At 41.1% G+C, this 15251-nt stretch carries 11 protein-coding genes and 4 tRNA genes; 7 read left to right on the forward strand and 8 right to left on the reverse strand.

Annotation, left to right across the window (positions count from 1 at the left end):
- Window positions 1-325 precede the first annotated feature (325 nt).
- The gene (locus tag ORI98_RS05650) at window positions 326-1534 is read right to left on the reverse strand and encodes an SAM-dependent methyltransferase (protein ID WP_306134575.1); all 1209 of its coding nucleotides are present in this window, start codon (window positions 1532-1534) and stop codon (window positions 326-328) included.
- 273 nt (window positions 1535-1807) lie between these two features.
- Between ORI98_RS05650 and ORI98_RS05655 the strand changes: the two genes are divergently transcribed.
- Window positions 1808-1960, forward strand: a complete 153-nt coding sequence (locus ORI98_RS05655) for a hypothetical protein (protein WP_306134576.1) — start codon at window positions 1808-1810, stop codon at window positions 1958-1960.
- A gap of 679 nt (window positions 1961-2639) precedes the next feature.
- The gene (locus ORI98_RS05660; protein WP_306134577.1) at window positions 2640-3530 is read left to right on the forward strand and encodes a hypothetical protein; all 891 of its coding nucleotides are present in this window, start codon (window positions 2640-2642) and stop codon (window positions 3528-3530) included.
- A gap of 157 nt (window positions 3531-3687) precedes the next feature.
- Here ORI98_RS05660 and ORI98_RS05665 read toward each other — a convergent pair whose 3' ends face one another.
- Complete coding sequence (locus ORI98_RS05665) at window positions 3688-5007, reverse strand: tyrosine-type recombinase/integrase (protein ID WP_306134578.1); 1320 nt, start codon at window positions 5005-5007, stop codon at window positions 3688-3690.
- Window positions 5008-5094: 87 nt separating this feature from the next.
- Window positions 5095-5184 (reverse strand) — tRNA-Ser (locus tag ORI98_RS05670).
- A 242-nt stretch (window positions 5185-5426) separates the two neighbouring features.
- Here ORI98_RS05670 and ORI98_RS05675 point away from each other — a divergent pair.
- Window positions 5427-7184: a S16 family serine protease gene (locus tag ORI98_RS05675; protein ID WP_306134685.1), complete on the forward strand. Its 1758-nt coding sequence runs from the start codon at window positions 5427-5429 to the stop codon at window positions 7182-7184.
- Window positions 7185-7259: 75 nt separating this feature from the next.
- On the forward strand, window positions 7260-7775 hold the full coding sequence (fabA, locus tag ORI98_RS05680; RefSeq protein ID WP_261299465.1) for a bifunctional 3-hydroxydecanoyl-ACP dehydratase/trans-2-decenoyl-ACP isomerase: 516 nt from the start codon (window positions 7260-7262) through the stop codon (window positions 7773-7775).
- Between the two features lie 75 nt (window positions 7776-7850).
- Here the strand turns inward: fabA and rmf are convergent, their stop codons facing one another.
- The 5 genes from rmf to rlmKL all read right to left on the reverse strand — a co-directional run bounded on the left by rmf (window position 7851) and on the right by rlmKL (window position 14453).
- Window positions 7851-8027 (reverse strand): ribosome modulation factor, encoded by a 177-nt coding sequence (rmf, locus tag ORI98_RS05685; protein ID WP_188843511.1) that lies wholly within the window; start codon window positions 8025-8027, stop codon window positions 7851-7853.
- 218 nt (window positions 8028-8245) lie between these two features.
- Complete coding sequence (locus ORI98_RS05690) at window positions 8246-10153, reverse strand: DUF3466 family protein (protein ID WP_306134579.1); 1908 nt, start codon at window positions 10151-10153, stop codon at window positions 8246-8248.
- 26 nt (window positions 10154-10179) lie between these two features.
- Window positions 10180-12096 carry an ABC transporter ATP-binding protein gene (locus tag ORI98_RS05695; protein ID WP_306134580.1) on the reverse strand — a complete coding sequence of 639 codons (1917 nt, stop codon included), beginning with the start codon at window positions 12094-12096 and terminating at the stop codon, window positions 10180-10182.
- Window position 12097: 1 nt separating this feature from the next.
- Window positions 12098-12328, reverse strand: a complete 231-nt coding sequence (locus tag ORI98_RS05700; protein WP_306134581.1) for a glutaredoxin family protein — start codon at window positions 12326-12328, stop codon at window positions 12098-12100.
- The gene (gene rlmKL / locus ORI98_RS05705; protein ID WP_306134582.1) at window positions 12318-14453 is read right to left on the reverse strand and encodes a bifunctional 23S rRNA (guanine(2069)-N(7))-methyltransferase RlmK/23S rRNA (guanine(2445)-N(2))-methyltransferase RlmL; all 2136 of its coding nucleotides are present in this window, start codon (window positions 14451-14453) and stop codon (window positions 12318-12320) included. Before rlmKL ends, ORI98_RS05700 begins: the two co-directional genes overlap by 11 nt.
- Window positions 14454-14763: 310 nt before the next feature.
- Here rlmKL and ORI98_RS05710 point away from each other — a divergent pair.
- From ORI98_RS05710 to ORI98_RS05720, 3 genes are all read left to right on the forward strand, one after another.
- Window positions 14764-14840, forward strand: a tRNA-Met gene (locus ORI98_RS05710).
- Between the two features lie 63 nt (window positions 14841-14903).
- Window positions 14904-14980 (forward strand) — tRNA-Met (locus tag ORI98_RS05715).
- 63 nt (window positions 14981-15043) lie between these two features.
- Window positions 15044-15120: transfer RNA gene (locus tag ORI98_RS05720), tRNA-Met, on the forward strand.
- Window positions 15121-15251 lie beyond the last annotated feature (131 nt).

The following is a 15251-nucleotide window of genomic DNA, read 5'->3' on the forward strand; positions in this document are numbered from 1 at the left end:
TTGATAACGATGAGCTGCTGATTCCGCGGTTGAAATACGATGCATAGTATTGATATCTACAGCACTATCCAGATCCTGAATGTAATTCTCAATAAATGCTCACACCCATGTGTTACCCGATTTTGGGTATGAGGCAACCCAGACAATGTTTTCCATCACTACTCCTTCCATGACTTAAATTTAAACCCAGTAAACTAACGATAAATCTGCCAATTGGCAAGTTTGAACAATCTATTACACCGTTAATCATCTATAAACCAATTAAAACCGTTTAATTATCAACAAAATCATGTTTAATAATCGATAATACAGACGTTTTGCTGAACTAGCCTAACAAGGTTTCCAAACACTGATGTTCAATACCGTAAAAGGTTTTAATTGAGGCTATTTGTTGCAAAATAGCGCGGTTATCACGGGGGTGTTTTCGTTTTTGAGCCAGAATCATTTTATTCTTGCTTGTATGTTCAAGGGAAATAAACTCAAACACTTGAGTATCGTATCCATGTGCTTCAAGCAATAATGCACGCAGGCCGTCAGTCACCATTTCAGCTTCTTGTCCCATGTGGATCCCATGTTGTAATAGTGGGGCTAATAACTGCGGACTTTTCATTTGAGGGCGAATTTGTTTGTGACAACAAGGCGAACACATAATAATATCTGCGCCAGTACGGATCCCCATATGCAATGCATAATCTGTAGCAATATCACAGGCATGTAAAGCGATCATGATGTTGATCCCCTGAGCCTTAAAGTGTTGTACATCGCCTTGTTCAAACTTTATGCCCGTTAATGCTAACTTGCTAGCCGTTTGGTTGCATAAATCCACTAAGCCCTGACGAAGCTCAACGCCTGTCACCTGGGTTTTGACTTGAAGTTTATCGACAAAATAATCATGAACAGCAAAAGTTAAATAAGCCTTACCCGAACCAAAATCAGCAATATGAACCTCATTATTGTTAGCCAAACCAGTTTGGTCAATTGCACGAGATAACACTTCAATAAACTTGTTTATTTGTTTCCACTTACGTGACATTGATGGAATAATCTCGCCATTAGCATCAGTAATGCCTAGTTCACGTAAATATGGGCGATGCTGCTCAACAAAACGCTTTTTAGAGCGGTTATGAGATACCGCTTCTGTTGCACTTAGGTCATCACCCCCCTTGTTCTTTGGGGCGTTTTTATTGCGATACTTATTAATGAGCACTTTACCTTTTTTACTGATACTTAATTGAATCTCCCACTCAAGCGTGATTAGATGTGCGCTTTGAAAATCAGTTTCAAGCCATTGCTGGCAAAGTTTTTTGAGAGCGTCCAACTCAATATTTTTAGTAATATGATTGGTTCTATATTCATATAAACAAGAAACAAGTCGCTGCCCTTTTAACTCGATCGGACGCAATGCCACGCGTTTAAGCTCGGTGTCATCTCCACGATATTTTGCGAACACTAAACGCTGCAGTGTGTTATCAATTAATGCATTGGTGCATTCGAGTACAAAGTTATTAAGTTCTGAGGGGATGGCATTTGACATTCAATTCTCGTTTACAGTTAATAATTTAAAACTGCCGATAAAGTTCAACAAAGCAACTGACGGCTATTCAATCCCTCTATTCTACACCATTTGCGACGAGGATTTCCCATATGGATAACATCTTTATTGGCAGCCAAAACAGCTCTGGTCAATAAAAAACACCACAGCGAAAACGCATGGCAGATCTGACTAATGAGGCTTGTTTTGGTCGTTATCGGTTAACGTTACACCATCACCCGTCAGCCTGTTACCGTTATTGTCATAGGTGAAGTTTTGGGTGCCATTGCGGATAAACAGCCTAATGGCGTTAGGGCCTGCGTTGCCGCCAGCACCTTTGCCTACACTACCGTAGCGATATTGACTGCCGTAATCGCCTTTAACAAGGATATTGCCTGCGGCGTCATAGTCGTAGTTGGTATGAAATAATTATGGGTGTCTTAATATTTTTTATAGGTTAACGTTACACCATCACCCGTGAGCCTGTTACCGTTATTGTCATAGGTGAAGTTTTGGGTGCCATTGCGGATAAACTGCCTAATCGCGTTAGGGCCTGCATTACCGCCAGCACCTTTGCCTACACTACCGTAAGGATATTGACTGCCGTAATCGCCTTTAACAAGGATATTGCCTGCGGCGTCATAGTCGTAGTTGGTATGAAATAATTATGGGTGTCTTAATTATTTTCCATTGGCATCGTAACTGAATATGCTTTTTACATTATTGCGGTCAACCGTTAACGGCTTATTTTGGTCGTTATAGGTTAACGTTACACCATCACCCGTGAGCCTGTTACCGTTATTGTCATAGGTGAAGTTTTGGGTGCCATTGCGGATAAACTGCCTAATCGCGTTAGGGCCTGCATTACCGCCAGCACCTTTGCCTACACTACCGTAACGATATTGACTGCCGTAATCGCCTTTAACAAGGATATTGCCTGCGGCGTCATAGTCGTAGTTGGTATGAAATAATTATGGGTGTCTTAATTATTTTTCTAAAGCCATCATAAAAATATAGGGGCTAGGTCAAGGTTATGATGCGTTGTTCAGCGGAAATTCAGGGGGTATAGTAAACTACGCCGCTTGGTTGCTTACTCTTTACACTCTCGATGACACATACACTTAAACAAACTTCAATCTTTCATAAATTCTCTGGTTTGCATAAGCTTCAAAAAAATAATGAAAAATTTAATCAATGCCTTAATGAATATCAAATTTATAAGAATCAGCAAGAAACTGCACTTGCAAAACGTCATAACTTAATTGAAGCGATAGGATTAGAGACTAAGCTTGCATCAATACCTTTAAACAAAGCTGAAAAGATCTTAGGTTACTCCATCAAGCAAGAAGCTAAAGATGAGTCTACGGATGGCTTTAATGACGCCTCACCTAAAACATTTAAAGCGCTTAAAACAGTTAATAATCAGATAGCTTCTATCATTGCAAAAAGTAGCGGAAGTGGCGCTTTAGTTTCACTAGGTTCATGGTCTTTAGTTTCTACTTTTGGTGCTGCCTCTACTGGTACCGCTATTGCTTCATTGTCTGGTGTAGCTGCGACGAATGCGACTCTGGCTTGGTTTGGTTTTGGTTCAATTGCTGCTGGTGGGTTTGGAATGGCTTTAGGCCAAGTTGTATTGGCAGGGATTTTGATCTTTTCAGTCTTAGGACTTTGTCCTGTTTATATTCACTGGAAGAGTAAACGTATAAAACTAAAGCTAATTGAATTAGAAAATTCACTTCGTGATATTCAAAAGTCATTTCCAGAACTAATGAGCCGTTTATCCGAACTAGAACATAAAGCCACAAGCCAAAAAACGGCAAGGTTAGCGTTAGAAGATACCATTAAGGTGACAGAGCTAAAGCTATACCCTCGAGGAACTTGGAGCTACCGGTACCGTTGGTGCAAATTTAAAGTGACAGGGAAATACTTTAATGAGCATGAAACTGGCATTGTCGACACATTAAATAGTGCTGTGCACGATTACCTAAAAAGCATCTAACATAGTTAATGCCTTTCTTAAGGTATACCCAAAGCTTTATCACCACAGATTTCCTAGAAATTTTTATCATTATAAAAGTAACCCAAGTAACAGGTTTGGAGATGAAAGCATGTTAGCTTCTCTATACGAAGCTCACGCATTTAACTCCACCCGACCATCAAATATCATATTCAAGTCGCTCAATGTATTTGAGTAATGCCCTAGCCTGAATATCCTTCCCATAGCGGCCGTAGGTGATGTTTGGGTTTGCGTGGCCAACTATCTGCGCCACAATATGCTCGCTGGTATCCAGTCGCTTAAATTCATCGATAAAAGTGTGTCGTAGACTATAAGCCGTTGGTCGTTGACTCGCTTTCATGCCAATGCAAGTTTGTAATATCGATAGGTGCTTACAGTAGGTTTTTGACCAATCTTCCACTAATCCCACTGGTTTGTAATTAAACAGTTGGGGTTGTTGTTTACGTGTTTTTACAAATTCAATAAAGCCCTGCTTTATCAAGCTTTGGTGTAGAGGAATACTGCGTCTTGCATTGGCATTCTTAATACGTTGCCCTTTGCCGCTGTCATCAACGTTAATGCAATGAATACCTTCGATTACGACGATGTCACTGGGCGTTAACTGACACGCCTCTGATGGCCTTAGGCCGCCATAAAGCATCAATCGGGTAACCCACTTAAAGTCCGCTGTTGAATCTTTAAATTCGGCTGAGTGTATCAGCCTTTTTAGTTCACTCGTATCCCAACGGTCTCTTTCTTGGTTGGCTTTAACTTTGGGCTTTTGCCCTACTGTCACGTTTTCAAAAGGGTTATGGCTGCAGTAGTTCATTAACTTGCACCACTTAAAAAACTGGAATATGGCTGCTAAGTATTCTTTATTGCTTTTGTAGCTTCGGCCTTGAGTCAGTAAAGCATCGCGGTAGATCATCGCATCAGCGCTGGTTATATCGTGCACGCATTTGCTCTCAGCTTTTGATGTGGATTTTGATGATACGGTATCAATAAAATGGCCTATGCGTTGTTCAAGTTGCTTGATAGACAACGGTCGAATGGCAGATTTTTGTTTTGAAATAATAAATGCGCTTAATGCTTCGTCTAACCCAATAACAGGCTTTGCTTGCGCAACAGCAGTGGTTTCACGATGCTCGGACAGCTTAGTGTCTCTGATGGGGATGCTATGACGCTTCTGTGTGACGTTAATAATGCTATCTGTGTCATTATCAGCATCAAACTGCGCTCTGAGGCTGTTAATCACTTCATCTACATAGCGAATAAAGTCGTTAATACGGGTTTTATGGTCAATAGACTTGATGATTTTTTTCAGTGTGCCAGCGACATCAATATTGCGGATGACCGCTTCTGCTCTGTCGCTAGTAAGCAATGAAACTTTAATATCAAAAGGAAAGCCTTTATCGCGTAGCGATTTGGCTAAACAGATACGTGTGTAGTACACGTTATTAGGGGCTCGATATAGGTACATTGTCTGAGTCAATCCTCTTGGAAAGCCTCTCTAACGCCAAAAACAAAAAAAGCCGTTGATAATCAACGGCTTTTTTCATATTTAATATGGCGGAGGGATAGGGATTTGAACCCTAGAACGGGGTAAACCGTTGCCGGTTTTCAAGACCGGTGCATTCGACCACTCTGCCATCCCTCCGAACGCGGCAAATAATATAAGTATCTCTGGTGCTTGTAAACTATAAATTTAAAAATAAATGCTAAATGTTCAGCATTTAACCGTAACGATGTGTTTTTATTCAAAACGCTTAAACACTATGCAAACAATAATCGGTTAATGCGTAATAGACCAAAGGGGATTTGATTCATTTAAAGACTTTGCAGCGCATTATGCTACTATTTGAGTCATTATCTTTTGGTTATATGTCCATTTATCACTTTATGAATTCAACATTACTCCCCAGTGCCAAACTTGCGCCGCAATTCCATGTGCCTAAAGAGGTGCCAAGCACTTTTTATCCTAGCCATTTATTATTAGGGCAAGACAGGGTCGTTAATAGTTTTAAATTAATGAGCAAACTTACTGGACAGCACTTCTTTCTAGCTGACTTCCCCGGCATTGATAGAGCCGATTTTATAGAAGCATTATGCTCTCAAGTTGATACGCCAACCGATCAGTTTCTTGTCGCCACTAAATCATCTGGCGAGGAATCTGCTGTTAACTTCAAATGGCAGCCTCAACGCCCACCAGAAAATGTCGGCACCATTGCTAAACAACAATCGCTTTTTTGTTATTTACAGGGCCAGATTAAAAGGCATGACTTACTGGGGAAAATGCAAAAAACAGATAAAAGCAGCCAATATAAAGCGGGTGCATTAGCATCTAACCATTTTGTATTTATTTGTTTGCATTCAATCTGGAAACGCGAGGGACTTTGGGAGCTGCTGTTACAGATATTATCTGATGGTGAATATCGAATAAATCAAGAACTGGCACCCATTCCACTGAATTGCAAAATTATTCTTGTGGGGTCGGGTTTATCTTATAGCCATTTAAAGAATGAAGATAGATTCTTTAGCCAACATTTTCCATTGCTTGGCGAGATAAGCTACGAGTTAGACTTAACCAAACATTCTGAGTCTCAATATGTACAATGGTTAGCTACGCTGGCTAACAAGCAAGGGATAGAACTTGAACCATCAAGTATTTTGCCCTTGCTTTGGTACAGTGCCAGATTAGCGGAACACCAGCAAAGATTGAGTTTAAGCATGCTAGATATGCGATTGTTAATCACTCAAGCAAAGGCGCTATCGCCAATATCATCATTAATGCCTAACAGTAATAGTATTAATAGCAATGCCGTTGCCAATGCTCTTGCTCAGATGAAATATCGACATAATAGTTCTGAAGTCTATTCGGCTCAAAGCTTTGATGACAACTTTATTAATTTGCCAACTGAAGGTGCTATGGTCGGTCAAATTAATGGCTTAACTGTCATTGACTCTAGTGATTATTCTTACGGTGAACCAGCACGTATTACCACATCAGTACATTACGGTGATGGTGAAGTGGCTGATATTGAAAGAAAGTCTGAACTTGGTGGTAACATCCATACTAAAGGCATGATGATTTTATCAGCTTGCTTGTATCGTATATTCGGACGTGACGCCCCACTTCATTTAAATGCCAATATCGTATTTGAACAATCCTATCAAGAAATTGATGGCGACAGTGCATCACTTGCGGAATATTGCTGCTTAATGTCAGCCATTGCTGAGCAACCCATTTTGCAATCTTTGGCATTAACCGGTGCATTAGATCAATTCGGTAATGTGCAAGCCATTGGTGGCGTAAATGAGAAAATTGAAGGTTTCTTTAATCTCTGTGCTCGTCGAGGTTTGACGGGAGATCAAGGGGTGATTATCCCTAAAGCCAATGTGCTGCAGTTAAACCTTGAACCAGAAGTCATTACAGCTGTATCGGATGGCAAATTCCACATTTATGCGATAGAGCATATGGATGAAGCCGTTGAACTATTAATGGCATTACCTGCAGGCGTTGCTAATGAAGATAATGATTTTCCTCCAGAAACACTTTATGGCATGGTTCAGCAACGTCTTGATCGATTAGCTGGTCAAGATGATGACGTAGAACTGGGCTTTATTGCGAGATTATTAGCAAAGTTGAGAATTATATAGTGATCGGAGTTGTTTAGCGTACACGTGTTCGCTATCTTGTTGCCATCAAAAGTCATTCTAGTGGTATTGAGATAAATGGAAAGAGCAAATAGTTTCACCAAAGAACAACTCGTCGCCTGCGGGCATGGCAATCTTTTAGGGCCAAACCGCCCACGCTTACCCGTCGACAACATGTTAATGATGGATAGAATTGTCACCATTAATGATGATGGCGGTGAATTTGGTAAAGGTGAAATTGTTGCTGAACTCGATATCAACCCCGATTTATGGTTTTTCGATTGCCACTTTATTACTGATCCTGTTATGCCTGGTTGTTTAGGTTTGGATGCGATGTGGCAATTAGTCGGTTTCTATCTTGGATGGGAAGGCGCTGAGGGCAAAGGTCGCGCACTAGGCGTAGGCGAAGTAAAGTTTACTGGCCAAGTATTACCTAACGCCAAAAAGGTGACCTACAGACTTAACATTAAGCGTACTATCCATCGTAAACTGGTAATGGGTATTGCGGACGCTACAATGGAAGTTGATGGCCGTCAAATTTACTCGGCGACTGATTTAAAAGTGGGTGTATTTAGCGATACTTCAACATTTTAAATGAACAGATTACTTAAACAAAAATGCCCTCATTTGTGAGGGCATTTTTGTTTATTAAGGAGCGAATTATTCAGATCATTTATTAAATAGCCCACTCATTCTTCCATCAACACCTTCGCGCCATCCACCAAGCCACTGCGAACGAGAGTCTAATCCAGCGTAGGGGCACAATTCCTTAGAGCGCCCTCCTACTCCAGCTTGGAATCCTTTTGAAAAAGCTCTATCTAAACGATCTCTTTTTTGTCTTTTCATGCAAGCGTCCTCGTTTGTTAATCAAACAGACTTGGCTTGACTACGCCAAGTCGGACTATAGAAATAGCTCGTTTTTTAGACTAAATCAACACAAAAAAACATCGATTAAAGTGAATTTTAATTAACCTATTGAGAATATAAATAAAAAAAAATCGAGAAAAATTTCTCGATTTTTTAGATGCTATGGTCTACGAATTACGAAGACTAATGTGTAAAAGTTACTTTAATGAACGTCTTCTTAACCACAGTAATGGTAAAGCAAATAACCAAGCAAAACTGGCTGCACCTTTACGTTCATAGGGCTTTTCTTCTACAACATCCGTGTAGGTACAAGCCTCACCAGACGTTGGTTTTAGCACTACCATACGCGGTAAATAGGATGTAACAGGATCGCCATTACCACTTAACTCAAATAATGGCTGTTTAGTATTCTCATCTAAAATAAGGTTGCCATTTATATCAAACTGATAACGCGGTTTACGAATAAATGCGGTACCAACAATAGTGCCATCTTCATTAATGCTGTTAGCTTCAACAACATAAATATCAGATTCGTAGGTTAAACTTTCGCCCGTACCATCTTGAATAGTGATTTTTTTACGTTCCCAAGTCGTTTCACCTGTTGAAACGTAGCCTTTAGATTCACACACTAAGCGATCGTTAAGATTCAAAAACTCTTTATCGTTGTAGTTGAATAAGAAACCCGCTTTGGGGCGAGATTGTTCTTTGTCATAAGTGACTTCAATATAACCAACCACTTGACCTTTATTATTAATGTCTTTGGCTTTACTGCTTAAGTCTGAAATACCCGGCGTAAAATCTTCTGGAGTGACTGGCTTCTCACCGGCTGTATTGGTATCTAGGGTAAAGAATTTGTCACGTAGATAACCACCAATATACTTACGGTAATTACCAATTAAAATGCCACTGTCGTTGATATCGTAAGCCATAGATGAATAGACTTCGTCATCATTAAAATTAACCCAGTTATATTGATAATCACCATTGGTATCTTTTTTCCAATATGCCGCATCTTGGCGTAATCTATCAGTATCACCGTTACGGTATACGTGAGAACGTCCAACAACATCATCGTTATTGTTTATACCTAAACCTTGTGCGGTAAAAACCAGGGTTGAATTATCCGGAGGCGTCAGGCCTAAAGGCAACTCTGTCACTAATGGATTACCGGCAGTATCGATATTATTCAGATCCCATACTAGCGCGCGGGTTTGATATTGAATATTTCGGCGATTGTTATTCACATCAGGGTATTGGTAAGCCTGAACACAGACATCTATTGGAACAGGGAATTCTGGTTTAGCATTAAAATCATCGATACACTGATTGATTCTATCTTTACTGAAGGAAACTAAATCAGTACTACCATAACCTACTGCAATATTATTCTCATTCACAGCGGCAGCAGCTGACCAACCACCAAGTTCAACTGTGGCAGCGGGTTTGTCACCAACAGCTTCGCGAGTAAAAGTGGTGTATGGTGGAACGAGAGGTAATTCGGTTGCGGGCTCAGTTGCGGTACTGACAGCAACACCACGTAACTCAAAGTCACGGTAATACCAGAAATCCTGATCTTCTAAAGTACCTACATAAGGTAACTGTTTTTCTGGGGCGGTATACGATCCCACTTTGACATTATTACTATTTAAACCATAAAAGAAGGTGTCAATTGAGTTAACAATGACTTCGCCTTCACTATCAGTAGAGCCCGGCGCTGTAGAACCTGCAATACTGAAAAATTCAGGTTTCCAAGACTCCGCAGCATTTCCCGCCGCGGTAAAGGTAAAGTTGTTCGCCTCAATGGGCTTAAAGATAGAATAGGTGATTTTTTCTTCAGGCGCGATACCATCTTCAACATCAATGATGCCATCGTCTACATCATCAACATCAAGTTTCTTTTTACCTTTAGAAATACCGACTAATTGGTCATTAGCATCAACGCCCATCGCATAACCATTGCGGGTGCCGTCAATCGTCCCCAGTAGATCATAAGTTGCTTCATCTAGATTAACAATTTCATATACGGGTGCGGCTTGAACGCTGCCAATGCCGCTTAATACACCTATAGCAACAAGTGATAAGGCTTTGTCTAACTTTAACTTCATGAAAACTATTCCTGTTTTATTATTCTTTATTTTAATGACTCAAGCTCTTCCCAACGCTCAAAACATCTTTCTAAATCTTGTTCAGTTGACGCTAATAATTGCAACGTGGTGTTTACCGCCTCTTGCGGCTGATTATAAAAATCGCCTTCACTCACTTTTGCTTGTAACACTTCAATCTCTTGCTCTAATTGTTCCATACGAGCAGGCAGGTCGTCTAATTCACGTTGCATTTTATAAGACAGTTTTTTTGCTGGCTTTTCAGCAACCTTTATCGGCTTAACTTCTTTTACTGCAGGAGTTTCGACAACAGTTTGGGCTGCAGGTTCCTCAGAATAAAATTTAGCCCCTTGAGAAACGGCATCTTGGTAACCACCAACATACTCGCTCCAATGGCCGTTACCCGCAAACCACCAACTACTTGTAACTGTGTTATCGATAAAGGCCCTGTCATGGCTAACAATAAGCAAAGTGCCTTCAAAATCGGTCAGAAGAGACTCTAACAACTCTAGTGTCTCAATATCAAGATCGTTTGTTGGTTCATCAAGAATGATTAAGTTGGCTGGGCGCAACAATAGTCGAGCGAGTAATAATCGGTTTTTCTCTCCTCCAGATAAAGCTTTAACTGGGGTTCTGGCGCGCATTGGTGAAAACAAAAAGTCTTGTAGGTAGCTCAAAATATGACGATCTTGGCCGTTTACCGTGACGGTGCTTTTACCTTCACCCACGTTTTCTTCGACGGTTTTTTCAGGGTCAAGCGCTTCTCGATATTGGTCAAAATAAGCCACTTCTAACTTAGTGCCCACTTTAATCTCACCGGCTTGCGGTTTTAGTTGGTCAATTAGCAACTTAATTAATGTTGATTTACCACAACCATTAGGGCCAATTAAGGCAATTCTATCGCCACGCATAACGGTTGAGCTGAAGTTTTTAACCAAGTTTTTCTCAGGAATATTGTAATCAACATTCTGAATATCGAAGACTAACTTACCAGAACGTTGGCCATCTGAAACGACCATCTTGGCATTGCCTTGTCTATTTAAACGCGCCATACGCTCTTGACGTAACGCTTGCAAGGCTCTAACTCGCCCTTCATTACGGGTACGTCGAGCTTTAACGCCTTGCCTAATCCAGGTTTCTTCTTCGGCTAATTTTTTGTCAAATTGAGCATTTTTCTCGGCTTCAACTCTGAGCCATTCTTGTTTGCCGTCAAGGTAAGCTTGATAGTTTCCAGGCCATGAGGTAACCACACCACGATCTAAATCAACAATGCGAGTCGCCATGCGTTGAATAAAGCCACGGTCGTGACTAACAAACACAATTGCGCCTTTAAAGCTCATTAAAAATTGTTCAAGCCATTCGATGGTATCAATGTCTAAATGGTTGGTAGGCTCATCGAGTAATAATAAATCTGGCTCGCTCACTAACGCTCGCGCAAGTGCGACTTTACGCTGCCAACCACCTGATAACTCTGTTAGCGGTTTATCTGCATCAAGGCTCAGTAGTTCGCATGTTTGTATGATGCGAGAATCTAACTGCCAGCCATTGTTATGATCGAGAATGTCCTGAAGAGGCTGCATTTGTTTCAACATGCGTTCCATTTCTTCAGGTGATGCATCGGCAATGTCGTGAGACAATTGATGATACTTTTCTAATGCTTCACCAATTTCTTGAAGACCAGCGGCAATATACGCGTAAACAGTGCCTGTTTCAGCTTTAGGTGGATCTTGTTGTAAACGACTGACATTAACATCATTTGAAATGTTAAATTCACCGTCATCGAGCAAAACATCACCCGACAGAATTTTCATTAAACTGGATTTACCTGCGCCGTTACGACCTACGATACACACACGTTCACCAGGTTCAATGGTAAAGTCGGCATTTTGCAATAACGGCGTGTAACCATAGGCTAATGAGCCATTACTAATTCGAACAAGACTCACACTACTCTCCTAAAAATTGCGTCAATGCTGACGCATCAAACGGCCAGCATAACTCGCGCTGACCACAAGCAAAAACCGGTATTGATGTGCCATATCGCGCAGCTAATTCTGCTGAATCACAAATATCGACATGCTTAAATTGCACGTTTGACTGTTCAACCAAGGCCAATGCTAATTCGCATAAATGGCAGCCATCGGTATGATACAACACATATTCACTCTCATTTTGCATGGGTAATTAGCCACACATTATGAATATGAGGATTACGTTTATAATCAAGCGGTAAGCATTGGTCATCTATGTTAACCACCTTCATACCCATCTTGGTCAGTAATTCGATATCCATTTTGAATTTACGTTTGTTATTGGAGAAGATGATCTCACCATTTACGGCCAATAACTTAATCAAGTCACCTAGCATGTTAACGTGATCGCGTTGAACATCCCAACTGTCTTCCATTCGCTTTGAGTTAGAGAATGTCGGCGGGTCGATAAAAATTAATTGGTATTTTTTATCGCTGTTTTCTTTTATCCACTGTAAGCAATCTGCCTGCACAAATTGATATTGCTTACCAGATAAGCGATTTAACTCGAAGTTTTCTTTGGCCCAGCTGATGTAGGTATTTGACATATCAACCGTGGTGACTGACTTTGCCCCGCCCAGTGCTGCATGCACTGAAGCTGACCCCGTATATGAAAACAAATTCAACACATCACGATCACGGGACTTTTCACCGACTAACTTACGAGTCACTCGGTGATCTAAAAACAGCCCTGTGTCTAAATAGCCCGTTAAGTTCAGTTTAAAGCGTGCGCCATATTCTTTGGTGATAACTTCTAATTTTTTATCGTCCAACTTTTCATATTGGCGTGTGCCTTTTTGACGCTCACGGGTTTTAAGGGTGATTCTGTCTGGGCTGATCCCTAACGCATTAGGTAAAGACAGCAATACATCGCTTACTCGACGCTTAGTAACCGCTTCAGGGATCGTTGCGGGTGCCGAATACTCTTGAATAACAACGTAATCAACATATTTGTCGATAGCTACGTTATATTCAGGTAAATCAGCATCATAAAGACGATAACTGTCGATATTCTCTTTCTTCGCCCATTTTTCTAATTGCTTCACATTCTTTTTAATGCGATTAGCAAATGCTGGAGCAATATCAGCAATATCTACGCCTTCTGGTAACTCAGGCGCGGTGCGGCGAGTGCTGTTAGCATGCAAGGTATAGAGGTTAAACACACATTCAAGTGCGCCGTTAAACATTTTCATTTGCTTATCGGCTTTGAGTTTCAATGACGAGATAAGCTCGACATCGCTACACAACATCGCCACTTTCCAGCCTCCAAACTCTTTTTTAAGTTTGTCACCTAGTTGGTAATAAAGCTGTAATAGCTCAGTTACGCTACCAAGTCGCTCACCATATGGTGGGTTGGAGATCAAAAAGCCTTCTGCTGCTGGCGGCTCAATGTTTAATACATTGCTGACATTAAACTCAATCAGGTCGTCAACACCGGCATTTTCAGCATTGCGCTTTGCTAATGCAACTAGGCGAGAATCAATATCTGAACCATAAAACTTAATATTACAACGGCTTTTGCCTAACGTTGCACGAGCTTTAGCTTCATCTAAAATAGACGTCCACATTGTTTTATTGTGACTACGCCAAAACTCAAAGCCAAATCGTTCGCGTTTTAATCCTGGTGCAATATCTGATGCCATCAATGCAGCTTCAATCAGCACGGTACCACTACCACAAAATGGATCTAGCAATGTAACAGGCTGTTGTTGCCAACCAGAACGAACCAACATATTAGCCGCTAAGTTTTCTTTTAACGGCGCTTCACCCGTTGTAGAACGATAGCCACGCTGATGCAATGAAGAACCCGAAAAGTTCATTGCTATAGTGATTTGACCATTACGAAAATGTGCATCGATTTTAAAATCAGGATTAACCCGTTCAACATCTGGACGATTATCACCATCATCACGGAAACGGTCTACAACAGCATCTTTAATTTTTAACGCACCAAACTGGGTGTTGTTAATAAAGCCGCCCGTACCGTGAAAATCGATACTAAAGGTATTTTTATTCGAAAAATGCGACGGCCAATCAATACAGTATGCAGCATTATATAATTGCTCTGCTGAGTCACAGGCACCTTTATAGATAACCAAAACAATTCGACTTGCTAGCCTAGTCCACAAAGTGATCCTATAGGCAAGTTCCAGTGGGGCAGAAAAATAAACGCCCGCAACGCTTTCCTTTACTTCAAAAGCGCCAAACTCTTTCAGTTCACAGGCAAGGCTATATTCAAACCCTTTCGGGGAGGCTGCAAAAAAATTAAACATAGGTTAGCTAGTCATCTTTACTCAATAAATTCTGACGCGCATTATACCTGTTCAAACCGATATCCCCAACGACTTATCGACGAAGCCCATGCTTCATTTGCCTCAGTCTAAGATGTTTAGGGCTGTTATTTACCTCTTGATAACAATTATTGCGACTTAAACAGGCAAACAGACTGCTTTATCAGCAAACAGGCTTTCATTTCAAAAATACACTTGCAAAGCGACAAGTCAGTCGTTATAGTTCGCCCCGCTTCGAAGAGCACCACAAACTTGCAAGAGAATGTGACTCATCAAAGCAGCGTTTATCGGACGCGGGATGGAGCAGTATGGTAGCTCGTCGGGCTCATAACCCGAAGGTCGTCGGTTCAAATCCGGCTCCCGCAACCAATTTAATAGTGTCATACGATACTTGTTAAATTATTACGATAAACGAAGTGATTCAAATACAGTCGCGGGATGGAGCAGTATGGTAGCTCGTCGGGCTCATAACCCGAAGGTCGTCGGTTCAAATCCGGCTCCCGCAACCAATTTAATAGTGTCATACGATACTTGTTAAATTATTACGATAAACGAAGTGATTCAAATACAGTCGCGGGATGGAGCAGTATGGTAGCTCGTCGGGCTCATAACCCGAAGGTCGTCGGTTCAAATCCGGCTCCCGCAACCAATTTAATAGTGTCATACGATACTTGTTAAATTATTACGATAAACGAAGTGATTCAAATACAGTCGCGGGATGGAGCAGTATGGTAGCTCGTCGGGCTCATAACCCGAAGGTCGTCGGTTCAAATCCGGCTC

The organism is Shewanella sp. ULN5, assembly GCF_030731885.1.
In the GTDB taxonomy this organism is placed as follows: Bacteria; Pseudomonadota; Gammaproteobacteria; order Enterobacterales; family Shewanellaceae; genus Shewanella; species Shewanella holmiensis.

Excerpts from the sequence above, each read along its gene's own strand:
- ORI98_RS05650 (WP_306134575.1), bottom strand. The coding sequence starts at position 1,534 with ATGTCAAATGCCATCCCCTCAGAACTTAATAACTTTGTACTCGAATGC.
- ORI98_RS05660 (WP_306134577.1), top strand. The coding sequence starts at position 2,640 with ATGACACATACACTTAAACAAACTTCAATCTTTCATAAATTCTCTGGT.
- ORI98_RS05665 (WP_306134578.1), bottom strand. The coding sequence starts at position 5,007 with ATGTACCTATATCGAGCCCCTAATAACGTGTACTACACACGTATCTGT.
- ORI98_RS05675 (WP_306134685.1), top strand. The coding sequence starts at position 5,427 with ATGAATTCAACATTACTCCCCAGTGCCAAACTTGCGCCGCAATTCCAT.
- fabA (WP_261299465.1), top strand. The coding sequence starts at position 7,260 with ATGGAAAGAGCAAATAGTTTCACCAAAGAACAACTCGTCGCCTGCGGG.
- rmf (WP_188843511.1), bottom strand. The coding sequence starts at position 8,027 with ATGAAAAGACAAAAAAGAGATCGTTTAGATAGAGCTTTTTCAAAAGGA.
- ORI98_RS05690 (WP_306134579.1), bottom strand. The coding sequence starts at position 10,153 with ATGAAGTTAAAGTTAGACAAAGCCTTATCACTTGTTGCTATAGGTGTA.
- ORI98_RS05700 (WP_306134581.1), bottom strand. The coding sequence starts at position 12,328 with ATGCAAAATGAGAGTGAATATGTGTTGTATCATACCGATGGCTGCCAT.
- rlmKL (WP_306134582.1), bottom strand. The coding sequence starts at position 14,453 with ATGTTTAATTTTTTTGCAGCCTCCCCGAAAGGGTTTGAATATAGCCTT.